General features: G+C 39.0%; 28 protein-coding genes. 9 read left to right on the forward strand and 19 right to left on the reverse strand.

All coding sequences use genetic code 11. From position 1 onward, the window contains the following. Positions 1 to 31 precede the first annotated feature (31 nt). Together PQ477_RS00570 and PQ477_RS00575 are read left to right on the forward strand one after the other, a co-directional pair. Positions 32 to 760 carry a hypothetical protein gene (locus tag PQ477_RS00570; RefSeq protein WP_035397046.1) on the forward strand — a complete coding sequence of 243 codons (729 nt, stop codon included), beginning with the start codon at positions 32 to 34 and terminating at the stop codon, positions 758 to 760. Beyond that, positions 757 to 1,698 carry a CgeB family protein gene (locus PQ477_RS00575; protein WP_274272812.1) on the forward strand — a complete coding sequence of 314 codons (942 nt, stop codon included), beginning with the start codon at positions 757 to 759 and terminating at the stop codon, positions 1,696 to 1,698. Before PQ477_RS00570 ends, PQ477_RS00575 begins: the two co-directional genes overlap by 4 nt. On the opposite strand, the gene PQ477_RS00580 is transcribed toward PQ477_RS00575, so the two are convergent. The 7 genes from PQ477_RS00580 to PQ477_RS00610 form a co-directional block, all read right to left on the reverse strand. Then, a complete protein-coding gene (locus PQ477_RS00580; protein WP_274272813.1) occupies positions 1,689 to 2,747 on the reverse strand; it encodes a glycosyltransferase in 1,059 nt (352 codons plus the stop codon). The genes PQ477_RS00575 and PQ477_RS00580 overlap by 10 nt on opposite strands. A gap of 3 nt (positions 2,748 to 2,750) precedes the next feature. Beyond that, a complete protein-coding gene (locus PQ477_RS00585) occupies positions 2,751 to 3,077 on the reverse strand; it encodes a DUF1360 domain-containing protein (RefSeq protein WP_035397053.1) in 327 nt (108 codons plus the stop codon). A 106-nt stretch (positions 3,078 to 3,183) separates the two neighbouring features. Next, on the reverse strand, positions 3,184 to 3,963 hold the full coding sequence (fabI, locus tag PQ477_RS00590; protein ID WP_035397055.1) for an enoyl-ACP reductase FabI: 780 nt from the start codon (positions 3,961 to 3,963) through the stop codon (positions 3,184 to 3,186). Positions 3,964 to 4,017: 54 nt separating this feature from the next. After that, positions 4,018 to 4,959, reverse strand: a complete 942-nt coding sequence (locus PQ477_RS00595) for an RluA family pseudouridine synthase (RefSeq protein ID WP_144559271.1) — start codon at positions 4,957 to 4,959, stop codon at positions 4,018 to 4,020. Continuing rightward, positions 4,952 to 5,752, reverse strand: a complete 801-nt coding sequence (locus PQ477_RS00600; RefSeq protein ID WP_035397057.1) for an NAD kinase — start codon at positions 5,750 to 5,752, stop codon at positions 4,952 to 4,954. Before PQ477_RS00600 ends, PQ477_RS00595 begins: the two co-directional genes overlap by 8 nt. A 16-nt stretch (positions 5,753 to 5,768) precedes the next feature. Beyond that, positions 5,769 to 6,392 carry a GTP pyrophosphokinase gene (locus PQ477_RS00605; RefSeq protein ID WP_035397059.1) on the reverse strand — a complete coding sequence of 208 codons (624 nt, stop codon included), beginning with the start codon at positions 6,390 to 6,392 and terminating at the stop codon, positions 5,769 to 5,771. Between the two features lie 21 nt (positions 6,393 to 6,413). Further along, positions 6,414 to 6,791: a UPF0738 family protein gene (locus PQ477_RS00610; protein ID WP_052008181.1), complete on the reverse strand. Its 378-nt coding sequence runs from the start codon at positions 6,789 to 6,791 to the stop codon at positions 6,414 to 6,416. Between the two features lie 100 nt (positions 6,792 to 6,891). On the opposite strand from PQ477_RS00610, the gene PQ477_RS00615 reads away from it, so the two are divergent. Then, positions 6,892 to 7,473, forward strand: a complete 582-nt coding sequence (locus PQ477_RS00615; RefSeq protein ID WP_274272814.1) for a CYTH domain-containing protein — start codon at positions 6,892 to 6,894, stop codon at positions 7,471 to 7,473. 51 nt (positions 7,474 to 7,524) lie between these two features. On the opposite strand, the gene PQ477_RS00620 is transcribed toward PQ477_RS00615, so the two are convergent. Continuing rightward, positions 7,525 to 8,166, reverse strand: coding sequence for a lytic transglycosylase domain-containing protein (locus PQ477_RS00620; RefSeq protein ID WP_052008182.1), 642 nt, complete (start codon positions 8,164 to 8,166; stop codon positions 7,525 to 7,527). 168 nt (positions 8,167 to 8,334) lie between these two features. On the opposite strand from PQ477_RS00620, the gene PQ477_RS00625 reads away from it, so the two are divergent. The 3 genes from PQ477_RS00625 (at position 8,335) to PQ477_RS00635 (ending at position 9,980) form a co-directional block, all read left to right on the forward strand. Beyond that, positions 8,335 to 8,730, forward strand: a complete 396-nt coding sequence (locus PQ477_RS00625) for a globin domain-containing protein (RefSeq protein WP_144559273.1) — start codon at positions 8,335 to 8,337, stop codon at positions 8,728 to 8,730. A 17-nt stretch (positions 8,731 to 8,747) separates the two neighbouring features. Continuing rightward, a complete protein-coding gene (locus PQ477_RS00630; protein ID WP_144559274.1) occupies positions 8,748 to 9,641 on the forward strand; it encodes a ClpXP adapter SpxH family protein in 894 nt (297 codons plus the stop codon). A gap of 153 nt (positions 9,642 to 9,794) precedes the next feature. After that, a complete protein-coding gene (locus PQ477_RS00635; RefSeq protein WP_035397063.1) occupies positions 9,795 to 9,980 on the forward strand; it encodes a hypothetical protein in 186 nt (61 codons plus the stop codon). 3 nt (positions 9,981 to 9,983) lie between these two features. On the opposite strand, the gene pepF is transcribed toward PQ477_RS00635, so the two are convergent. The 8 genes from pepF to trhA all read right to left on the reverse strand — a co-directional run bounded on the left by pepF (position 9,984) and on the right by trhA (position 17,997). Then, positions 9,984 to 11,789: an oligoendopeptidase F gene (gene pepF, locus PQ477_RS00640; protein WP_274272815.1), complete on the reverse strand. Its 1,806-nt coding sequence runs from the start codon at positions 11,787 to 11,789 to the stop codon at positions 9,984 to 9,986. A gap of 83 nt (positions 11,790 to 11,872) precedes the next feature. After that, entirely contained in the window at positions 11,873 to 13,051 is a 1,179-nt protein-coding gene (locus PQ477_RS00645; RefSeq protein ID WP_274272816.1) for a competence protein CoiA, read from the reverse strand. A gap of 99 nt (positions 13,052 to 13,150) precedes the next feature. Then, positions 13,151 to 13,780, reverse strand: coding sequence for an adaptor protein MecA (mecA, locus tag PQ477_RS00650; protein ID WP_035397065.1), 630 nt, complete (start codon positions 13,778 to 13,780; stop codon positions 13,151 to 13,153). Between the two features lie 191 nt (positions 13,781 to 13,971). Next, positions 13,972 to 14,367 (reverse strand): transcriptional regulator SpxA, encoded by a 396-nt coding sequence (gene spxA / locus PQ477_RS00655; RefSeq protein ID WP_035397066.1) that lies wholly within the window; start codon positions 14,365 to 14,367, stop codon positions 13,972 to 13,974. A 498-nt stretch (positions 14,368 to 14,865) separates the two neighbouring features. Further along, positions 14,866 to 15,435: a GNAT family N-acetyltransferase gene (locus PQ477_RS00660; protein ID WP_274272817.1), complete on the reverse strand. Its 570-nt coding sequence runs from the start codon at positions 15,433 to 15,435 to the stop codon at positions 14,866 to 14,868. A gap of 160 nt (positions 15,436 to 15,595) precedes the next feature. Continuing rightward, positions 15,596 to 16,825 (reverse strand): putative glycoside hydrolase, encoded by a 1,230-nt coding sequence (locus PQ477_RS00665; protein ID WP_274272818.1) that lies wholly within the window; start codon positions 16,823 to 16,825, stop codon positions 15,596 to 15,598. 24 nt (positions 16,826 to 16,849) lie between these two features. Then, a complete protein-coding gene (locus PQ477_RS00670; protein WP_035397070.1) occupies positions 16,850 to 17,077 on the reverse strand; it encodes a MerR family transcriptional regulator in 228 nt (75 codons plus the stop codon). 269 nt (positions 17,078 to 17,346) lie between these two features. Next, positions 17,347 to 17,997 (reverse strand): PAQR family membrane homeostasis protein TrhA, encoded by a 651-nt coding sequence (gene trhA / locus PQ477_RS00675; protein ID WP_274272819.1) that lies wholly within the window; start codon positions 17,995 to 17,997, stop codon positions 17,347 to 17,349. A gap of 81 nt (positions 17,998 to 18,078) precedes the next feature. Here trhA and PQ477_RS00680 point away from each other — a divergent pair, with 81 nt between their 5' ends. After that, positions 18,079 to 18,594 carry an HD domain-containing protein gene (locus tag PQ477_RS00680; protein ID WP_035397074.1) on the forward strand — a complete coding sequence of 172 codons (516 nt, stop codon included), beginning with the start codon at positions 18,079 to 18,081 and terminating at the stop codon, positions 18,592 to 18,594. Between the two features lie 3 nt (positions 18,595 to 18,597). Here PQ477_RS00680 and PQ477_RS00685 read toward each other — a convergent pair whose 3' ends face one another. Then, positions 18,598 to 19,107, reverse strand: a complete 510-nt coding sequence (locus PQ477_RS00685) for a TlpA disulfide reductase family protein (RefSeq protein ID WP_052008183.1) — start codon at positions 19,105 to 19,107, stop codon at positions 18,598 to 18,600. 30 nt (positions 19,108 to 19,137) lie between these two features. Here PQ477_RS00685 and PQ477_RS00690 point away from each other — a divergent pair, with 30 nt between their 5' ends. Together PQ477_RS00690 and trpS are read left to right on the forward strand one after the other, a co-directional pair. Next, positions 19,138 to 19,299, forward strand: coding sequence for a hypothetical protein (locus PQ477_RS00690; RefSeq protein WP_274272820.1), 162 nt, complete (start codon positions 19,138 to 19,140; stop codon positions 19,297 to 19,299). A 103-nt stretch (positions 19,300 to 19,402) separates the two neighbouring features. Further along, positions 19,403 to 20,392: a tryptophan--tRNA ligase gene (gene trpS, locus PQ477_RS00695; RefSeq protein WP_144559278.1), complete on the forward strand. Its 990-nt coding sequence runs from the start codon at positions 19,403 to 19,405 to the stop codon at positions 20,390 to 20,392. A gap of 95 nt (positions 20,393 to 20,487) precedes the next feature. Here trpS and PQ477_RS00700 read toward each other — a convergent pair whose 3' ends face one another. Further along, a complete protein-coding gene (locus PQ477_RS00700) occupies positions 20,488 to 20,964 on the reverse strand; it encodes a MarR family winged helix-turn-helix transcriptional regulator (RefSeq protein WP_035397075.1) in 477 nt (158 codons plus the stop codon). A gap of 275 nt (positions 20,965 to 21,239) precedes the next feature. Continuing rightward, a complete protein-coding gene (locus PQ477_RS00705; protein WP_035397076.1) occupies positions 21,240 to 21,986 on the reverse strand; it encodes a YjbA family protein in 747 nt (248 codons plus the stop codon). Positions 21,987 to 21,990 lie beyond the last annotated feature (4 nt).

Consider the following 21,990-nt stretch of genomic DNA (forward strand, 5'->3'; position numbering starts at 1 on the left):
CAAGGGAAATTAAAAAAGTGAGGCGGTTTAATTGACGGAAAAACGAATGAATACGTTAGATAAAAAAATCATTCAACTTAATCAAAAAATTCTTCACTATCGTTCAGAGGTAGTAAAACAAGATCGACTATTAACAGATCAACGTAAACGAATTCATGACCAAGATGCGGTGATTGAAGAATTAACACTTCGTTTAGAGGAATTAGCGAATGATCCGGCTGTTTCGGAAGCGATCTCCTCACCAAAAGTAGAGGATCCCCCTTCGTTAGGGGAAAATGACATTCAAGTAGACTCGTTTTTTACGTATGCAATTATGGCCCCCTTTGAAACAAATGAAGAGGAGCCCTTCGTCATTAAAGGACATATGATCATTGAAAACCGAGGAGCATCTCCTTTAGTTAATCCAGTAATTTGTTTAAGTTTCAATAAACCCGAACTCGCCAATTTATCAGGAAGGATCGAACGTTCAAAGAACAATCTGCAGCACTATTCCGTATCTCGAGAAGGCGTAACAGATACGTGGAAATTTGTTGAGGAACAAGCCGATAAGCACGCAAAACAAACAGGACAATTCTGGCTATCACCTCCTATTGACGAAATCCCACCACGATCATCTATAACCTTTTCCGACTTTGAAGTGGTGATTCCAGCAGTTAAAAAAAACACTTCCCTTTCTTTACAAATTACAGGGTTTGTATATGGAGCGGATTTAACTGAAGGAAAAGCGTCTTTAAATACGATTGCCTTAACCGTGTCATGAATCTTTTATTCCTTACATCTCCTTTTGGTGGGGTCTATCCTTTTTTTGAAAACGCATTAAAAAAAGGATTAACGGTATTTGCTACTGTCTACTCCCAATCTTATACTGCCTGTAACGGTCAAACACTGGTCCGATTTTGTCGACAAAACCAGGTCGATTGGATCGTAACATTTAATGGTTATTTTTTTTCAGCTAAAGACAAAGACCTTTTTCATGCTAATCAGCTTCCTCCATTAGCAGTTTGGTTAACGGAAGAGCCTTATTACACTTCATCTTCGCTCGATGTGCTTACATTCGCTACAGTAGCATGGTCTGTCGAATCTGCGTCCGCTGCATTTTACAACAATCATTCTACACCCATTTCTGTCACTTATGTACCCCTTGGTTACGATGATCAATCGTTTTATCCTGCAAAGAACAACGGTGTTCCACACTATGATCTTACGTTTGTTGGCTACCCATATGAAAGTCGAATGACTTGGTTAAAGCAAATTGACCAGCACTTTTCGTTAAAGGTGGCCGTTGTTGGACCTTGGCAGAAGGATGACCTTCCATCTAAAGCCGACCACATCGCCACCTGGTTATCACCTGAAAAGGTAGGCAGGCTCTATCGCCAATCGCGCGTTGTCTTAAATAGTTATCGAACTGGAAACAAAGACATTGAAGCTAGAAGTATAAACAATCGTACGTTTGAAATTGCCGCTACAGCAACATGTCAACTTAGTGAATACCGAAGTGGAATTCGAGATTTTTTTTCACCAACGGACATTGCCACATTTACGAATTCAGAGAATTTGCGAACCCAACTTCAGAAATTATTAGAAAACGACGATATTCGTACTCAGTACGCCCTTTCAAGCTACCAAAAAGTTGCAGAGCATACGTTTTACCATCGGGCTCAGCAACTTTATAAAGAGCTTCACTCTTACTACTCGTAAGAGTGAAGCTCTTCTTTTGTTAAGCATCTTTTTTTGAGCTGTTCATAAAGAGCTGCTCCTGAGACCTCTTCCACGACCCATCCTCTCCCAATGGTTTTAACAGCTTCTGCTTGTGCACCTAAATTGAAAACAAGAACAGGATAACCTAACTTAATTGCTTCGTGTGTGGTGTAAGAAAAGGTTTCTGGAACGACGGACGGGATACAAATCAAATCAATTTGATCTTCGATTAACAGTGCTTCTAAATTTTCTCCATTATAAGGACCACGCTCAATGATTCTTCTTCTCTGCTTTAATGATGATGCGAGATCCCCATAGGAATAGAGTGCTAACGGAAGAGGGGCTTGATCAAGGTGATCTAGCAGTTGAGCCACAACATCCTCTCCCTTATGTAAAAAGAGGTTGCCCAGAAAGCCAAGACGAAGTTGCTTATGGTTCTGTTGGTCATGCTTTCGAATTTGTTTTTGTTTCAAATGGGGCAAGGAGTGGGGAATAACAGTAATTTGTAAATCAGGGAAATAGGTTAGGTACATCTCTTTTGTCGAGACACTAGGGGCAACAATGGCAGATGCTTTTTTATAAAGCGAGTGGTAGCGATTTCTCCATTCATCGACCGTAAAAGAAGGACCTCCTGCTTTTACCAATATAGATCTAGTTGCTGTTTCTGTTATGCAACCTTCGCAAACTGTACTATCTTTTTCCATTCCACAATAGCGACGGTTATTATTAATAAAAAAAACATTTGGACAAACCCCAAAAAAATCATGAAGACATACCGTATACGGACAACCAAGCACTTGCAACAGCATCTCAACGTCACCAAATGGAAAGCCCCATAAATGATGAAGCTCTATTTTTTTAATGGAGAGATTTTTTAATCGATTGATAAGCGGATAAATGGATGAGTAGGTTTCCTTTTTAGCATTGCTCCATACAAGTCGGAACTGGCGCGCAGTTGCAACGCATTCAATTGTCATATCATCTAATCGTGTTTGGATATACTGACTAACGCCCCCGCCACCGTTATGGTGCATAAGAAGGGTGTACATTTGTTAAATCCTTCTTGAGACGGACTCAATAATAGCGGCTCCATACGCAATGCTGAGACAAAGAAAAATCGGAAAAAAGAAGCTTGGCAGGCACCAAAAGCCAATAAAAAAGAATACTGCTACCCACACACTTGTACACCAATAACACGACAGTAATGAGCCAATAAACTTACGTAAACCTTTCCCTTTCGGGTATGCATACAAGGTTCCATCTTCTTCTTTCAACTGAATAAAAGAATTGCGAAACCATTCCATAATATCGTCGGTGACAAAGAGCCTTGTCATTCTTGCTGTTGCTAATAATAAAATCAACCATTCAAACCACGTCATTGCCGACGCCTCCTCTCCTTTATATATATGAGTATATGAAAGGAGATATGAAGATAGGGTTTGCATAAAACAAAAAAGCGACCGATTACTTCGGTCGCATTAAAGATTATACAAGAGATAGCGTGCTATAACCGCCATCTACATGAATGATTTCACCTGTAATTCCACGAGATAAATCGCTAGCAAGAAAGAGGGCTGTGTCGCCAACCTCTTCTTGTGTCGTCGTTTTACGTAATGGTGCTTTTTCTTCAATCTCTTTTAGAACATCATTAAAGCCGCCAATTCCTTTTGCAGCAAGGGTACGAATCGGTCCAGCTGAAATGGCATTAACACGAATACCATCTTTTCCTAAATCATTTGCTAAATATTTTACACTTGCATCAAGTGCTGCTTTCGCTACGCCCATCACATTGTAGTTTTTCACAACGCGTTCGCCACCTAAGTACGTTAACGTCATCACGCTTCCACCTTCTGTCATAAGCGGACGTGCTGCTTTACAGACAGCTGTTAGTGAATAGGCACTAATATTTTGAGCTAAAAGGTAGCCATCACGGGTAACGTTTAAATACTCGCCTTCTAATTCCTCTTTATTGGCGAAAGCAATACAGTGCGCAACACCAGAAATGGTTCCAACTTGTTCTTTAATGTCGTTAAACGTTGCATCAATTTCTTCGTCACTCGAAATGTCACAAGGAAGAACGAGATGCTCTCCTTCAAGAGATTCAGCTAATGTTTTTACATTTTTTTCTAATCGTTCTCCTGCGTATGTAAAAACGAGTTTTGCACCGGCTTCGTCTAGTGATCGTGCAATTGCCCATGCAATGCTTCGCTTGTTCGCTACACCCATTACTACATATGTACGTCCAGTTAAATCAATTGATTTCATCTGTTAAGCCTCCAATTTTTATTATCAGGTACTAATAGTTTATCACATTATTAATCAGTCAACTAGCTTAGAAGGGAAAAAATCTTGATTCGTATCTTCTATCGCCATATCGGCACAAACCCGTTTCCAAGCTTTAGGCAGTGGGCTTTTGATTACATACCTTTCTCCAGTTAGCGGTTGTGTGAATGTTAGCTGGTAACAATGCAATGCTTGATGGGAAAAACATCGTTGATCGCCTCCGTATAAGCCATCTCCTAAAAGAGGAAAACCAATCGATTGAAGGTGAACGCGAATTTGATGCGTTCTCCCTGTTTGCAATTCAAGTTGAAGAAGACTTTCTTTCTGATTAGAGGCAATTCGTCTGTAATATGTAAGAGCTGGCTTGCCGTCAGCCCGTACTTCTCTTTCAATAATGCTTGAAGCTTTGCGACCGATTGGTGCGTTTATCGTTCCCTTTAATTTCGGTACACCCGTGACTACTGCTGAATAATAACGTTTCAATTCACCTTGTTGCTGCGCTTTAGAAAGTAGATCGTGCGCATGACGATGTTTGGCAATCATTATTAATCCACTCGTTCCCCGATCTAGTCTGTTAACCGCATGAAACGTTGCCGCAATGTCTTGTTTTTGGTAATAGTTCAACACTGCATTGGCTAGCGTATGATCAGGATGATCGTGGGAAGGAATGGTTGCCATCATGGCTGGCTTTTCCACGACGAGAAGGTCTGTGTCTTCATAATGAATGGTAAGTGCTATGTTTTGTGGCTTTAAAGATGAACTCACCTGCTCATTAGGTAGACAAACTCGTACGTGATCTCCTTCTTTCACATATGCTCTAACAGTAACAGGCACATCGTTTAAAAAGATTTCCCCACCTTGAAACTTTATCGCAGACAGCAAGCGCTTGGAGAGCTGTTTTTCTTCACGTAAAAAAGCGCGCAGTGAGAGATTTGCCTCACTTTTCCTAACGCGCCATTTTAGCTCCTTTTTATTCACTGATAAACGACTCCTTCACACGCTTCCAAAACGGAAACGGACGAAAGCGTGCAAAACGAACTTTTTCTTCCGCTACTCGACATTGAACGGTATCAACATTTTCCTCATAATTTGGCACATTGAAATGATCAATCGTTACTTGAACGGATACATCATTTAATAATTTCAATAAACACGTATGATGTTGAGGCAACACAAGTGGCGAACCCAACGTACGATAAACTCGATTATTAATCGAAGCCATCTCAGAAAGCTGAATCGATGCTAAGGATGGATGCAAAATAGCCCCACCTAATGCTTTGTTATAAGCTGTGCTTCCTGACGGAGTTGACATACAAAGCCCGTCTCCTCTAAACGTTTCAAAGACCTCACCTTTTATTTCGACATTACATACTAGAGATCCTTCTGAACTTTTAATCGTTGACTCATTCAACGCTAAGTAGCGCCTTGAGGCTCGTCCATCTCGATACCGTATCACCACTTCTAATAAAGGATACTCAACAATTTGATAGGGCGTTTTAATGATATGTGTGACTAAGTGATCCGCTTCTTCTGGTACCCAATCTGCATAAAAACCAAGGTGCCCCGTATGTATACCTACAAAAGCAGTTTCTTCTAACCGGTGTGCATATAAATGAAATGCTTCAAGTAACGTGCCATCTCCACCTACAGTAATGACAATATCTGGTTCTTCATGATCGAGAATTAAATCCGCCTTAAGCAACTTTTCTTTCATTGACTCACATAAATCATTCGAAAGGTTATCCCCTCTCGAAGCAACTGAGAACTTCACGCCATTAGCCTCCTGCCTATCCTCTATTTTGGCGTTGTTTCGCGGTAATAATCCGCTGCGCCTCTTGAACTTCATCCCGAATAATGGACATTTCCTCATCTAGCCAAAATGCAGCTTCAGACGCTCGTTGCAACCGCATGTTAATATCATCAGGGATCTCTCCACTGTACTTATAACGTAATGAATGCTCAATCGTTGCCCAAAAGTTCATTGACATCGTTCGAATTTGCAATTCGACAATGACATTTTCTCTACCCTTAATCGTATGAACAGGATATTGGAGCATCATATGATAGGACCGATAGCCACTCGGTTTCTTTTCTTTTATATAATCACGCTCAGAAACAATCACGAAATCCGTTCGAGATCGAATTAAATCAATAACTTTATCAATATCTTCTACAAATTGGGTGACAATCCGAACACCACCAATATCTTGCATTTCCCCTAAACGATCAAGAGGGATTTGCTTGCGTTCTGCTTTATTTAAAATACTAGATATTGGTTTTACTCGACCAGTAACAAATTCAATCGGTGTATGGAGAGATGTTTTTTGATATTGCTCACGAATTCCCTTTAATTTCACTTTTAACTCGTCTACCGCTTGCTTATAAGGAGTTAAGAAAGAATCCCAATCCATTTTTCATCACCTGCTTTTTCGCTATTCAAACACAGACTTCACAGCCAGTTCAAATGCTTCTCCGTAGTTTCCATTCCCTTGTATATTTTCTAACAAAAACGTCATTTCATCATTAAATTGCGCTAATGTCAAACGAGTACTTTCGTTCAATTTTAAATAGAAGGTTGTTTCGCTTTCATAACCTTTTTTCAACTCGGGCCAAACTTGTTCATCGAACCGTATGCCACGGAAGCCTTTATGATCTTCAATAATATACAAAAATGCAAATTGATCAGAGTCCACTAAGATCCTCTCGCCGTCCTTTAAGTCATTCGCACTACGCTCGCTAACCTCCTGATTTAAATAGACCGTTGTTACCTCGTTTCCTACTTCAATTGATTGTACGTGTAAGTATTCCATCTGACCCCTCCAACTTGCCTCTTTTTCCGATTATATCTTATCATAAATGAGAGCCAAAACACACATGATGAGTATAAGCGAACGAAGGGTGAGACGATTAATGACAACAGAAATGGAATATGAAGCGAAATCTCTTCTGACAAAAGAAGAATACGAGCAATTACAACACGTCCTCGGTAAGAAACAACCACTTACTCAGCGAAACGAATATTTTGATACACAAGCATTTCATTTAAAGGATAAAACGGCCGCATTACGCATACGAACGAAGGAAGGAAAAGCTGTCTTAACGTTAAAGCAACAAACAGACGAAGGTATGGTGGAAACCCATCAAAAACTAGAAGAAACCGATCAAGCTTTATTACTTTCAGGAACATTGCCTGAAGGGGCTGTAAAAATAGCCATAGAATCCCTTCTTCCAAATACGTGCGTTTTTTATCCATACGGACAGTTGACTACACACCGAATTACGTATCCATATAAAGACGGGTTACTTTGTCTCGATCACAGTGAATACAACCATCGAGAAGATTATGAGATTGAGTATGAAGGTACCTCGATGATCCAAGCAGTTGAAGTGCTGACAGAGCTGTTACATCAACAGCAGATAACGTGTAAACCTGCTGCCAACAAAGTCGCTCGCTTCTTTTCCACCTCTCCTCACTTTACCGATAGTAACTAATTCGCAAGTAACAAAAGGAACCAAGCGCACGAAACGTTTGGTTCCTTTTTGTTAGGCTTGCTGATAAGTACTCATTACTTTCGGTACATACGCTTGAGTTTCTTTAAATGGCGGTATTCCGTTGTATTTATCAACGTTACCTGGACCTGCATTATAGGCGGCTAGCGCTAGAGATACATTACCATCGTAACGATTGAGCATATCTTTTATGTAACGTACGCCGCCTCGGATATTTTGTTCCGGATCAAATATCGATGTCACGCCAAGCCCTCTTGCAGTTCCGGGCATAAGCTGCATTAACCCGCTCGCCCCAGCAGAACTTACCGCTTTTTCATTAAAATTTGACTCATGCTTTATTATAGCCATCGTCAGCTTCGGATCCACTTGATATTCATTCGAAATCCGTTCAATTAAAGGCATATAGGCTTGAGCGTTTGCATCGACATTTTTAGATAAAGAAGCCCCATTTATCGATGAAGAGGCACCACTTCCTGCAGGCACCTGCTCTAACTGCTGATTAAATAAGGGCAATAAAAAAGGTAACGATAAAGAAGAAGATTGCGCAGAAGATGTTTGTTGCATCGCCGTTGCCAAAAACGTGCTAAAATCAGTTTGATTCAAGGGCACTGTTTGAGCAGTGCTAGTGCTCACGCTATCATACCCTTGTGCTAGTGGCCAAAAATGAATAGTCAACCTAGTTCACCTGCTTTTCACGTACATTTTCTTCTATTGTACAGGGATCTCCAAAAATAGACAATATGATTACCCTTTTTACTCGTTCTAAAACACATGATTTGCCCAACGTCGTAAACGTTGCTACAATAGAACTATGGTATTGATGTAAAAGGAGCGAGGGTAACCGTGCCTGACCAAAACAAAACTAGCCCTTATGCTTTAATCGGTGGAGAAGCGACACTTGATTCTCTCGTTGAAGCTTTCTATGGCTACGTAAAAAACCATAGTGATTTAACTCATTTATTTCCTGACGATTTAACAGAAACAAAAGATAAGCAAAAAAAATTCTTAACGCAATTTTTTGGTGGTCCACAAGCATATACAGAGGAGTACGGTCATCCACGACTGAGGGCTCGTCACATGCCATTTGTCATTAGCCCTGTTCAAGCGGATGCTTGGCTTGCCTGTATGGAAAAAGCGATGGACGACGTGCATTTATCAGGTGATATTCGTGAATTTATGATGCAGCGACTTACACTTACCGCTCATCATATGGTAAATCACGCATCAGCACCAAGGTAAAAGAAAGGAGTTGTACCATGAACCTTAAACGTCATTCTTTCGAAGAGTGTAATCAAGAAATGGGTATTTGTGGCATCTCCGACTCACGTGAGCAATTGCCACTAAAAAAGCCGATTGAAATTTATTTCTTCATTGATCCACTTTGCCATGATTGTTGGACCATTGAGCCGATTATAAAAAAGTTTCAGATTGAATATGGTCATTACTTTAAAGTACGAATTCTTTTAGCAGGGAAATTATCGTATTGGAACGCTTTTAACCGCTCTTTAAAAAAGAAAAGCAAACAAGAAACACAACTTGATCCTACGATGTGTTGTGCAGGTAAAGTTGAACTAAACAAAATGGATATCAATCCATATAACGCGTACATTGCGGTTAAAGCAGCCGAACTTCAAGGACCTCGTGCTGGTTTACGTTTCTTAAGAAAACTACGGGAAGCGTTGTTTCTCCGAAAATGTAACGTGACAGATGAAGCCATTTTAAAGCAATGTTCTAGAGAAGCTGGACTAGATGTAGATGTCTTTTTAGATGACCTGCATTCTGCGACTGCTACAAAAGCGTTGCAATGTGATATTCAGACAACGTCAGAAATGGATGTTGAGTCTGTACCGAGTCTCGTGTTTTTTAACGGCAACTCTGAAGAAGCCGGTATAAAAATTTCTGGTCATTACCCTTATCACATTTACGTACAGCTATTGGAAGACATGTTAGGTTTTACTCCTGAGCGCGCATCCCATCCAAACTTGGAGGCGTTCCTTTGTCATTATGGATTTTTAGCAACCTCAGAAATTGCTACTGTTCTTGATAAATCGCCTGAAGAAGTAGAGCGTTCATTAAAATCGTTAATGCTCCAGCAAAAAGTAGAAGCGGTCCCGTTTAAATATGGCACTTTTTGGAAATGGATTGCATAAGAAAAGCTACGTATCTTTGACTAGATACGTAGCTTTTTTATATTGCAAAGAGAATGTGACATGCAAAATCTATCTTAACGTATAATGAAAGTAGAATGCAAGTTTTTCTTTATGATCCTTCGCTATCTCGTTTAACAAAGGAGCGTTTAACCAATGAAAAAAAGCATGTTTTTCCTTCGTTTAGTGCTATTGTTTGTTGCATTTGGCCTTTACTTGATGAGTTTGTTGCATTTATTTCCCATTTGGATTGCAACACCGTTATTATTTGGTGCCAGCTACTTTCTCTTTCGACCGAATCAAAAGAAAAACCGGTTTAAAGGCTATCGATCTCGGGGTTAACTATTATTCAGCAAGCATTCTCTCAAGCTCATCTAATGTTTCTTCAAAGCGCTTCATCGTCACTTGTACAGGTTCTTTTGCTGTCATATCAACACCCGCTTCTTTCAGAAGCTCAATAGGAAAATCTGTCATACCTGATTGTAAAAACGTGATGAATCGGTCAGCTGCAGGCTTTCCTTCTTCATGAATGGCATCTGATAAAGCGACAGCAGCACTATAACCGGTTGCATACTGATACACGTAGTAGTTCATAAAGAAATGAGGTATTCGTGCCCACTCATAGGCGATGGCGTCATCTGTAATCACATCTGGCCCATAATACTTTTCATTTAACTCTTTATAAGCTTTTGCTAGTACGTCTTTTGTAATCGCCTGACCTTTTTCATTTTGACTATGAAGGAAATGCTCAAATTCTGCAAACATTGTTTGACGAAAAACAGTTGTTCTCATCCCATCTAATAATTGATTTAGTAAGTAAATCTTCTTTTGTTTATTTGTTTCTTTTTTTATTAAATAATCGTGTAACAACAGCTCATTTAAGGTTGATGCTACTTCAGCCAGAAAAATGGTGTAGCGTCCATACACAGGAGGCTGATTTTCTCTCGTGTAATAGCTATGAACACTATGCCCAAATTCATGTGTGAGAGTCGACAAACTCGTATGCGTGTCCTGCCAATTCATTAAAATGAACGGTTTCGTTCCGTAGCTCCCTCCACTATAGGCACCACTATCTTTCCCTTTATTTTCATACAAATCGACCCAACGTTCATTTAGACCTTTTTGAACAATGGACACATACTCTTCTCCAAGAGGCGCAAGGGATGAGAGCATCGTTTCTTTCGCTTCCTCATAGGTAAAAGGCAGTTGAACATCTTGTACAATGGGCGTGTATAGATCGTACATATGTAAATGTTCAAGTTTTAACAAGCGTTTTCTAAGGCGCATATAGCGGTGTAAAAGCGGCAAACTCTTTCCAACCGTTTCAACTAGCTGGTCATACACACGTTCTGAGATGTAATTTTCATCAAGGGCTGCTGCTCTTGCTGAATCATAGCCTCTCATCGTTGCTTCAAACTGCTTTGCTTTTACCTCTCCACTTAAAATTGAAGCGATTGTATGGCTAAATTGCTCATAAGTAGCATAGTAAGACTCATATACTCGCTTTCGGACAAAACGATCCGGTTGCGCCATAAGCGTTATAAATCTTCCAGGCGTTACAGTAATGTCTTCTCCCTTTTCGTCTTTAACCGTCTTAAACGTAATATCAGCATTTGTTAGCAATGAATAGGTTTTTCTAGATGCTGCAAACGGTTCTTGCAAGCGGGATAATAACGCTTCTTCCTTCTCCGATAAAATATGGTCTTTTCGATGATGGATGAAAGCAACATATTGCTTGTACTTTTGTAACGGCTCATACGATTGTAAAAAGTGGGCTAAGTCCGACTCATTCATTTGCAAGATCTCTGGTTGCAAAAAGGCGGTCTTATCATTAAAATTTACATAGAGCTGTGATCCTTTTTCACTGCGCTCTTGTAAAACAGAGTTGGTCGTGTCTACATCACTACTATGACGAGCATAAACCAAGATCTTTGTAGCCTCTACCTCCAAATCATAATACCCTTCTAAAACTTGAAACAATATGTTTGCTGAAGAGACCACTTTCCCTTTATACTTTTGGAAATCCTCAACTTTTTCACGCAACTTCATACAAGCGTGTTCCCATTCTTCAGGTGTACTATAAATGGACTCCAAATCCCAAGTTGACTCTTTCGGAATTTCTTCTCGTCTTAACACTGTTTCTTCTGCCATTCCGCCTACCTCCTTCTATATGTTTTTTCATTATAACAAGTATTTTGAACAATAGCACGACTGTTCCATAATAGATCGTACCATCACGACAAATACGCCTCTTGCTTTTTATTTACTTCTGACCATTTTTGCACAAGAACCGTTTCACTTTCAATCGTTTCTTTTGCCGAATAGACTCGTTTATATACGAGGGACGAAACAGCTGATTTTTCCAAATAACGGAAGGAAATGAGAAGATCCATGTATTGTGTGACTAATTTGGGAACAACACTACTGTAGGTACATTGGGCTCGCAGCCCCCATTGAAATCGTTGAACTAGGGCAGTCAATCGTTGGTTTATAGTTGTATAGGAGAACGGTTTATGAAGGGGAAACTGTTCTAAAATATCAAAAACGAAAAAGGTTTGCCATACATGAGGGGGAGCTGTCACATATAATTGCACGGGTAATGACCATCCAATCAACGGAGGTATTCGATCTAAACGCATTTGTTGGTAATAAGGAAGGAGGAAGGGATATTGAAGCATCATTTGTGTAGCTGCTTTTTTACGGTATCGTACATATTCATCGTTTAAAGAGATCGCGGATCGCCAAGGAGGTGAGAATAAGCGCTGCGGCGTTAATTGATTCAATTTGATATAATCACAACTAGCAAGCACGACGTTGCCATGAAGACTAAACAAATTTGATAAAAAGCAAAACAAGTTACATAGGGGGTCAAAATAATAGAGGTATCGACGGTGGTTGTATAGATAGATGGCGTAAAATTCAAATTCATGAAGAAGAAATTGAGCAGCTCGTTTTCGCTTTAATCGCTGTGCACCGAGTACCCATACAGGCACAATATTTAATGAACGGTAGGCATCGTTACGCGAAATCATATCTTCAGCACTTATAGCAGAACACTGATATTCAATCGCAATACTTGTATTGCCAGCTTGGATGTGAATATCTGGTCGTTGTTTTGTTTGGGGTAAGTAATGTTCCAGTGACGTTTTTGGGAAGGTGTGTAAGAAGAAAGCGTGGAGTAGTTCCTTTCCTTGTTGGTGAAGTAGCGATTCGTTCGTTGAGCTCCCTTTGCACGCAGTTAATTTGCGATGAGCAAAGTGCCAACGACGTTTCTTTCCTAGTCGTACGACAACTTCTTGCTTACAACTTTGACAAAAGAACGTCTCTTCTCGTCTTTTTTTTAACCAGTATTGTTTTGATTGCGAATTGTGAATGTGGACTTGCGCGTCGTTTTGATTTTTCGCAGTGTACAAACCATCTCTCCTTTCTTTCTTAATAAGACACATTCTCGCTATCGTCTCATTAATCCTTCTTCCATCACGAAAAAAAGGAACGTCAACGGACGCTCCTTATTAAAACGCTTGCTTAATAACACTTAATGCATTTGTAACAGCAATTTCTTTTCCATACTCTTTTAGCCTATGGATCGTCAATTCTGATTCATATCCAAACTCTAACATACGACTTAATAAGTTATCTTGTTCATCTTCTGTATAATGATCGTTATTAAAGTGGATATGCAAATAGTAACGACCTTCGTAATGATACAAGCTATTTGTCAAAAACTCAGGCTGAACGGATTGACTCAGAGAAATAACATCTTCGAATTCTCTGAAACCAATAATAATCTCAAGTTGGTCGTACTGTGAGTCCACTTGCTTATTTAATTCGTCTAGCTCCGTGTTTTCTTCCTCAACATCTTCTTCTTTAACAGGAATCTCAAGCTTCATATTTCCATCAGAGATTTGGCCACGTGTCACGAGAATTTCTAAGCCTTTATCGTGTGCATGGACTTGAATCCATAGAGGCCCATCAAGCTCAAAATCATCACGATCACTTGCTTCATTCATCATGTCATAAAAGAGTTCTTCTCCTCGTTCACGATTATACCAGATCTCTTCACGCTCGAAACCACGTTCCTCAATATCTTTATAGGTAATAAAAAATCGAATTGTTGTATCGTTTACGCGTTCAATCTCCATTCTCGCTCCCCCTCCTAACGGATTATGGTTGTCACACTCAAGAAGTGAGCAGATCCTCTATTTCTATTGTATGATAGATCAGAAAAAAATGAAATGAATCTGCATGCTTTCGGCGAGATTATTGATTAATAATTTTCTCTTATTGAAAGAAAAAAGTCAAGAAAAAACCTTCTGTATCCAACAGAAGGTCATTAATTCACAAGACGTTGTGCTTCTTGAAGTTGGAACGTACGAACTTTTCGTGGCAAGAAGCGACGAATTTCCGCATCATTGTAACCTACTTGAAGGCGCTTTTCGTCAAATATAATCGGTCTACGTAATAATCCTGGATTATCACTAATAATGGTAAATAATTTTTGTAGCGGCAAAGATTCCAATTCAACATCAAGCTCTTGGAATACTTTAGAGCGAGTTGAAATGATCTCATCTGTACCATCTTCCGTCATACGAACGACATGTTTTACTTCTTCTACAGAGAGTGGTGCTGCAAAAATATTCCGCTCTTCAAATGGAATATCATGCTCTTCTAACCATGCTTTTGCTTTTCTACAAGATGTACAACTAGGGGATGTTAGTAGTGTGACCATCTTATTGAATCTCTCCTTTACATCATTATCAAATGGACTTCTATTTGCATTCGTTCACTTAATCACATTCTTATTATACAATTTTGTCTAATAGTTGTATAGTGTTGAACCGTAAAACTTATACAAAGATTAAACAAAAAGTATGTGAAAGACTACAACTATTTGTATAGTTACCCCGAATTGTTTTTATTTAAACCTGTTTTCTTTTCCTCATTTGTTGCATTTAATGATTACAAAGGGATTTTTCACATACATTACGTTCTAACCTAAAAAAGACAGATACAGAACAACGCTCTCCAATTATGACAGATGTCATTCTAGAGAGCGTTGCTTGCCTATCTATCGTTAAGCACTACATTTTTTTGATTGAGGATACGGATGGTCATGTAGACGACGTTTCCGAAACTTGCCAAAACGCTTCCGCAATAAATCTTCCCAAATCCGACGTTTCTTATTATTTTTTTGCTTCTTTTTCTTTTGCACACAAACACCACCTTTTCAAGAAGGTTTCACAGGTTTGCTTTCTTCCTCATACGTTAATACTTTATTTACTGGCTCATAGGATTCTCCATATAAATGTTTATCTTTATACGTATGAATCGTTTCGTACGTGTGCTTCATTTGTTCATAAATTGTATTCTCATCATCGTTCTCTGGTGACCAAAAAAGAATCTCTAATTCATTGACTTCATTCGTCGCTAGAGAACGCCGACGATAGCCGATTGATTTAGCATGAGTAAAGCCTTCTCGCTTATAGAACCGCTGTCTTTTTTTTGTATCTGTGTCTTCGTAATCAACGGGCTCTACTTCTAGTATAATCGGCTTCTTCTTATTTTTCAATTGGTCCAACAATTTTTTCCCTAAACCTTCCCCTCTCGCATTGCTTGATACAAACAGATAATCAACAAATACAAACTCGTCTGTTTCCACATACATTAGTACATGTTGATCACTCTCGTCTTTGTGATAAATATCGCTTTTTTCCTTTAACAAAAGCTTCATATGCTCTTCCGATTTCATTTCCTCAATAGGGAAATACTCTGCAAGTTTATCATACCAAGTTTTCATTACACATTTCCTCCTTTTTATTTACTATACCGTCATTTCATCATTTACAAACCTACTCTCTAGTAGTATTTCCTGACGAGCCCATCTTATGAATAAGCGGTTCCTAAAAAAAAGTTGCTCAACTAGGTTTACACCCAGTTAAACAACCTCTTTGTTTAGTTTAAGGATTCACGTAATTAACGCCTTCTGTATACGTGTTACTTGCATTCCAAAGTAAAAATTCATGAATATCATTGTCATGAAGTGCTTTAATTTGTGCTTCAACTTCATTTACACCATAGTTTATATAGTTCCCAGACCCTAAATAACTGGCTGTAAAATCTTGCAACCAAGGTCTTTGAACAGGTTTTTCATCACCTAATTCAGCTAACACATCGTTTTCTAACTGAGAATACTCGTCCATAACTTCATATGGATACAAATCAGGCTTATCAATATCTCCAATGGAAAATGGTCCCCAGTGACTCGGGTACGGCATTGACGAAATAACGTCAACATTTCTAGAGATTTTCACGAAATCTTGTCCAACATTTTCTTCAAAGCCACGAGCTGCAGCACCGAAGATATCAACAGATACATCTACACCAAATGGCTGTAATTCTTCTCGTGCATAGCCAACAAAATCTGCAACTGCATCAATTCGGCTTTCAACGGTAGCCCCATTACCGTCATCATAGTTTCCTAAACCATACTCTAAGCTGTCTGAACGACTTAAGAAACCTTCTGGGAAGCGAACATAATCAAACTGAATGTCTTTAAAGCCCATTTTCGCAGCTTCTTTTGCGACTTCTACATTGTAATCCCACACTTCTTCTAAGAATGGATTTACAAACGCATCATTATTTCGGTTTTTCCATAATTGACCATTGCTTTCTCTAAAAGAAAGCTCAGGCCTTAAGTCAGCAAGTACCGAGTCTTTAAACACAACAATACGCGCAATAGGATAAATATCATTCTCTTCTAATACTGACATCATTGCCGCTGGATCATCAATATAGTTTTTGGCAATATCATAAAATGGTGAATCCTCTTCAGGCATGTACGTAATGTTTCCAGTATCATCCTTAATATCGATGACCATTGAATTAATGTCTGTCTCATTTACAAAGTCAACAAGTGTATTTAACCTGGAGCCGCCTGCAGAGTGAGCTGTTAAAAAGATCCCTCTTACACCGTCCTCAGGATAGTCAAATTGATAGCCAGATTGATAGACAAATCGAGCAGATGACGAAGGGATTTCAAATGCTTTGCTGTCGCTTGTTACTTTTTGTGAATGCATCAATGCCATACCAGAATCTGCCTTTGCTTCTGATGTTGCCATTAATAACAACGCAGATCCTAGTGCCCCTGCACCGATGGTATAACATGTTCGTTTTAAAAAGTTATTCATACCTACACTCCTTATTTTTAATCGCTAATCTTCATCTTTAGCATCCCAATCTTCTTCTAACTCTAGCTGCTCTTTTAAAAGCTGTTTTCGTTTTTGTTCTAGCCGATCTTTATGCTGAACAAATTGTTCTTTGTTAAAAAGCCATCGATTCCCGTCGTAAACACCTTTAATGTTTCCTAAAAGAAGCTGTTCTTTTATGTACGATTCAGTAAGTCCTAAATATGTGGATAACTGCTCTAACGTAATATACAAATTACGAGCCTCCTCGACATAAAGTATAACGTCCTTGGTTCATTTATGCCATCAAAAAGGCAGAAAAAAATCTAATTTTTTTCAAGAACCTTCCTTTTTTCCCAACACGCTTTTTTCAACTAATTGGAAATTGGTAAACCTTCTTGCAATTTTTCTCGATTTGAATAAATTCTTTTTATTCGTCGCAGCCACTTGCCCTTTTGCCCAAAAGAAAAAAGCGCATTTGACATGGCACATACGTCAATGGCGCTTCGTTTTTTATTACTTCATTACAAACCTACTGGTAACACATGATGGAGGATTAAAAAGAAATGGAAAACCGAGCCGGCTATAACAAACAAATGCCATACCGCATGATGATAGGGAAATCCTCTCCACATATAAAAAATCGTACCAACTGAGTAAAAGATACCACCAATGAGTAAATACCAAATACCCGTAGTTGAAAGTGAATGAAAAATCGGCCCTATTGCAAGCAATGCAAGCCATCCCATTAATAAGTAAATCATTGTTGATATGAACAAGAATTTTTTCACGAAAAAGATCTTAAAGATCACGCCACCAAGGGCAAATCCCCAAGCAATTCCAAATAAGGTCCATCCTAAGCCGCCACCTACTAGAATAAGTGCAATAGGCGTATACGTCCCTGCAATAAACACGTAAATGGCTGCATGATCCATTATTTCAAACACATCTTTTGCTTTACCAGGTGGAAAGCTATGAACCATTGTTGAGGAAATATATAGGAGCAACATACTTGCCCCATAAATGGTAAATGTCACAACATGCCAAGCAGTACCATACAAGCTCGAATAGACAATGAGCAACGTTAGGGCAGCGATACTCAGCAGTGTACCAACACCATGTGTAATGGCATTTGCAATTTCTTCTCGTTTTGTAAAAATATGCGTCTCCGCCAACTAAACCTCTCCTTTACAAACGCTTTAAACCATTATAGCATAGGTAATTAAAACTGCATATTGCTTGGAAGGAGTGAAAAGATGAGAGATGTTACATTAACTCAAGTCTTTGACCATCATATTACACAAAAATACATTAATCGTTCAGGTATGGCTCATGCAATTCGTGTGGCTTATCACGCGTACGCCTTAGCCATTAATCATAAAGTTGACGTTGATTTAGCTACTAAGGCGGCATTCTTGCATGATATCGGTCATTACACATGGTATAAAAATGGAAAATGGGACTATTCACTTTATAAAGCGTATGACATTCATCCCATAAAAGGTGCTGAACGTGCCCATAAACTATTAATTCGACTTGGTGAACATCCAAAAAAAGCAAAAGAAATTGCCATTGCTATTCTTCTTCACACCGATTCACATTTACCTCCAAGTCAGTTATCTTTAACACCGCTTCAACAAATTGTTGCTCAAGCGGATACGCTCGATGAAGAACCAGGAGGCGATCACCATTATCGTTCAATTACAATGGAACGCGCCCGTAGCCTTCTTCAAGACCTTGATGTACAAATTGATGCGCTTTTGAATGAGTAAGCTTTACGATTGTTCGCTAATGGATAAAAACTCTTCTTTATTAATAGGACCGTTTATCCGTTGAATAATCGTTCCATCGGCATTAATCACAATCGTTGTGGGTATGCCAAAAATTTGAAACCCCTTTTGCAAAGATCCGTCATTATCTAAGAGTGGATCAAATGTTGCCTCATATTGTTGTAAAAATGGGGTTAACGCTTTTACGCTATTTTCTGAGCTAGTTAAATTTATGGGGATAAATTGACTCTTTGGTTGCTGGTTTAATTGTTCACTTAAGCTAACAATAGCAGGCATTTCTTCTTGACAGGGATAGCACCAAGTCGCAAAAAAATGAATTACCGTTTTATCATATGCACCAATCTCATAATGGATTGTTTTTCCATTTAGTGTTGAGCCACTAAAGGGTGCCAATACTTGGTTCATGTGAGGCCCTTCTTCCCGAGCTTCAGCTGTAGATGTCACGAGTAGGAGCCCTATTAGCCAAAGTACGCCGAGCCATTTTCCTTGCTTCATTTTATCCCTCTTTCCTTAAGGAGCTTTTTTATGACCCTATTACATGTGTATCAGTTCGTCGCTGTTCTTGCTTTCTTACTATTTGTTTTCTTTTTTCAAGATATACCTTTTTCTTTACTTTGGTTTTCGCTTTTACTTGCATTAAACATCGGTCTTTTTATTTTGCGAAAGAAAAAGAGTCAGCATCGTTAATGGACATCCTTCACAAACCTGAGATAAACAGAATAGGTCCATTTGCAATTATAGATAAACTGAATTAGGATAATTTAGGAGTAGACGAACAGGAGTGAACGTTATGCAAACAGTATTTTCAGGAATTCAGCCGAGCGGTATCTTAACCCTCGGAAATTATTTAGGTGCATTAAAGCACTTTTCTTCTATGCAACATGATTATGATAGTTATTTTTGTATCGTAGACCAACATGCCATTACAGTCCCACAAGAGCGGTTAAAGTTAAGACAGCAAATACGAAGTCTTGCGGCCCTTTATCTCGCATCAGGGATTGATCCCACGAAAGCGACGTTATTCATCCAATCAGAAGTACCTGCCCATGCTCAGCTTGGCTGGATGATGCAATGTTTATCCTACATTGGTGAACTTGAACGAATGACCCAGTTTAAAGACAAATCAGCAGGAAAAGAGGGGGTTTCGTCTGCACTACTTACATATCCACCTTTAATGGCTGCAGACATTTTGCTTTATCAAACGACAATTGTTCCTGTTGGAGAAGATCAAAAGCAACATCTAGAGCTTGCTCGCAACTTAGCAGAACGCTTTAATAACAAATATGGCGATGTATTTACAATTCCAGAAGTTCAAATTCCTAAAGTCGGTGCCCGTATTATGTCATTGAATGACCCGACTAAGAAGATGAGTAAATCGAACCCTCAACCAAAAAGCTATATTTCTTTACTAGACGAACCTAAAACCATTGAAAAGAAAATAAAGAGTGCTGTTACCGATTCAGATGGAACGATTCGCTTCGATCCAGAAAATAAACCTGCTGTTTCAAACCTGCTCTCAATCTTTTCATTATGTACAGACGAAAGTATTGCATCACTTGAAGAGCGTTATCGTGACTCCGGCTACGGTCCGTTTAAATCGGATCTTGCTGAAGCCGTTATTCACACGCTAGAACCCGTGCAAAAACGCTATTACGAGTTAATCAACTCTAGTGAATTGGATGATATTCTTGATGCCGGCGCCGATAAAGCCGCCAAGCTAGCTAACAAGACCTTGAAAAAAGCGGAAAACGCAATGGGCCTTGGACGAAAAAGAAGATAAGTCATTGCCCCCTCATGAATCATGTGGGGGGTTTTTTATAGTTGGAACACAAATAAAACGCCTTCTCTAATTGAAAGCGTTCTGTGTCGATCGATCTATTTATCAAGCGATTGCTTGTGTTCGCTAATTTTCACTGAGCTATATTGGCGCAATCTGTCCCTAATTTTATTCATTAATTGATAAAACTGAGCCACTTCTTGTGCCTCAAAATCTGAAAACAAAGCGGTAAAGTAAGTATGTACCTCTTCTTGGTACGCCTTCATTTTCGCTTTTCCCTCTTCTGAGAAATGAACATATTTTAAGCGACTATCTTTGTCACTCTCTTTAAATTGAATTAACTTTTTTTGTTGTAATTTTTTCAATCGATTGGATACTGCGCTTTTATGTGTCCGTTGGTATTCTGCAATCTCTTTTGATGTTAATGGTCCTGTTAAATCAATTATAATTAGTACAGCAAGCTGTTCAGGAGAAAGCTCCCTAAATTCATGCGAAAGTTCTTCTTCAATTATTTGATGGCCATAAAAAAATACATCTTTAAAGACATCCATAGCTTCTAAAAGCGTATTTTTCAAGTCACCACATCCTTTTATCTATCCATTTTTAACATGATGAAAAAAAGGCTTCCGACTATGGAACCCTTCTTTTTTGTTTAATAGCCGTTTTGCTTTTTCAATACTTTTCCAACGAAAAATGACAATCCGAGTGTACCGACTAATAAAACAACTGAAAAGATTTGCATGACTAAATAGGCCATATCGTTTGTATCCAACCGACTTCCCCTCCTTCTTACTTATTATTATTATAAGAGAAAGCCGATTTGATGTAAATAAAACGCTTTAGAAAAGATTTACTTTACTCGTTCAGGGTGCTCAAGCTCCCACAGTTTTTCAAAAAACGTATGGCCCTTAACCATCCCCTTGCACAACTGATAGTGTTCAGTAGACCAACCTGCGCCTACACCATCTAATAAGTAGGCCCAAACATCTTCCCGTGCCTTATTTTTCAATTGTTCATAGGCATTTGGATCCCATTCCGTACACCAATAAATCAGCTCAGCATCAGAAGCAGTAGTATAGAGTTGATCCAATACCATAAACAATAATTGTTTTAATTGACGCTCACTTCTTGTTAAGCCTTGTAAATCATTTGGGCTCAATGACAATAAGTGATAGTCTTTGTCAGGCAAAGGAGCCAATAATTCAAAATATTGAACTTCTTGATCGTTCAGTGCATCGTAGACGAGCTGTTCCTGCCTTGGCGTTAACCGGCTCTTTCGTATCGGTGTTTTATATCCCATCGTATCAACCGCTAAAATTCTTGTGCCATCTGTTATGATAAAACAGTAGTCTAACTGAATACGAGACATGTTCTTTCTTAAATAGCTCTTTTGGTGCACAGCATCTAACAGGTTCTGTGGTAAATCCAGCAACTGATTTTCAATATAGGAAAAAAGATCGCTGCTTCCACGGATTAGTTTTACTTGATCCAACACTTCAACACGATCTACACTTCGCCACTCATGGAACTCGCACACATTATAGCCGTTTTCTTCACCTTCAAACCAGTTAACCCAAACATCACGCATCATCACCATACTT

Origin of the sequence: Shouchella hunanensis (assembly GCF_028735875.1) — a bacterium.
GTDB classification, from domain to species: Bacteria; Bacillota; Bacilli; order Bacillales; family Bacillaceae_D; genus Shouchella; species Shouchella hunanensis.

Excerpts from the sequence above, each read along its gene's own strand:
- PQ477_RS00705 (WP_035397076.1), bottom strand. The coding sequence starts at position 21,986 with ATGGTGATGATGCGTGATGTTTGGGTTAACTGGTTTGAAGGTGAAGAA.
- PQ477_RS00610 (WP_052008181.1), bottom strand. The coding sequence starts at position 6,791 with ATGGAATACTTACACGTACAATCAATTGAAGTAGGAAACGAGGTAACA.
- PQ477_RS00630 (WP_144559274.1), top strand. The coding sequence starts at position 8,748 with ATGAACCTTAAACGTCATTCTTTCGAAGAGTGTAATCAAGAAATGGGT.
- PQ477_RS00585 (WP_035397053.1), bottom strand. The coding sequence starts at position 3,077 with ATGACGTGGTTTGAATGGTTGATTTTATTATTAGCAACAGCAAGAATG.
- fabI (WP_035397055.1), bottom strand. The coding sequence starts at position 3,963 with ATGAAATCAATTGATTTAACTGGACGTACATATGTAGTAATGGGTGTA.
- trpS (WP_144559278.1), top strand. The coding sequence starts at position 19,403 with ATGCAAACAGTATTTTCAGGAATTCAGCCGAGCGGTATCTTAACCCTC.
- PQ477_RS00605 (WP_035397059.1), bottom strand. The coding sequence starts at position 6,392 with ATGGATTGGGATTCTTTCTTAACTCCTTATAAGCAAGCGGTAGACGAG.
- PQ477_RS00660 (WP_274272817.1), bottom strand. The coding sequence starts at position 15,435 with ATGAAAACTTGGTATGATAAACTTGCAGAGTATTTCCCTATTGAGGAA.
- PQ477_RS00635 (WP_035397063.1), top strand. The coding sequence starts at position 9,795 with ATGAAAAAAAGCATGTTTTTCCTTCGTTTAGTGCTATTGTTTGTTGCA.
- PQ477_RS00615 (WP_274272814.1), top strand. The coding sequence starts at position 6,892 with ATGACAACAGAAATGGAATATGAAGCGAAATCTCTTCTGACAAAAGAA.
- PQ477_RS00580 (WP_274272813.1), bottom strand. The coding sequence starts at position 2,747 with ATGTACACCCTTCTTATGCACCATAACGGTGGCGGGGGCGTTAGTCAG.
- mecA (WP_035397065.1), bottom strand. The coding sequence starts at position 13,780 with ATGGAGATTGAACGCGTAAACGATACAACAATTCGATTTTTTATTACC.
- PQ477_RS00575 (WP_274272812.1), top strand. The coding sequence starts at position 757 with ATGAATCTTTTATTCCTTACATCTCCTTTTGGTGGGGTCTATCCTTTT.
- spxA (WP_035397066.1), bottom strand. The coding sequence starts at position 14,367 with ATGGTCACACTACTAACATCCCCTAGTTGTACATCTTGTAGAAAAGCA.
- PQ477_RS00665 (WP_274272818.1), bottom strand. The coding sequence starts at position 16,825 with ATGAATAACTTTTTAAAACGAACATGTTATACCATCGGTGCAGGGGCA.
- PQ477_RS00690 (WP_274272820.1), top strand. The coding sequence starts at position 19,138 with ATGACCCTATTACATGTGTATCAGTTCGTCGCTGTTCTTGCTTTCTTA.
- pepF (WP_274272815.1), bottom strand. The coding sequence starts at position 11,789 with ATGGCAGAAGAAACAGTGTTAAGACGAGAAGAAATTCCGAAAGAGTCA.
- PQ477_RS00685 (WP_052008183.1), bottom strand. The coding sequence starts at position 19,107 with ATGAAGCAAGGAAAATGGCTCGGCGTACTTTGGCTAATAGGGCTCCTA.
- PQ477_RS00680 (WP_035397074.1), top strand. The coding sequence starts at position 18,079 with ATGAGAGATGTTACATTAACTCAAGTCTTTGACCATCATATTACACAA.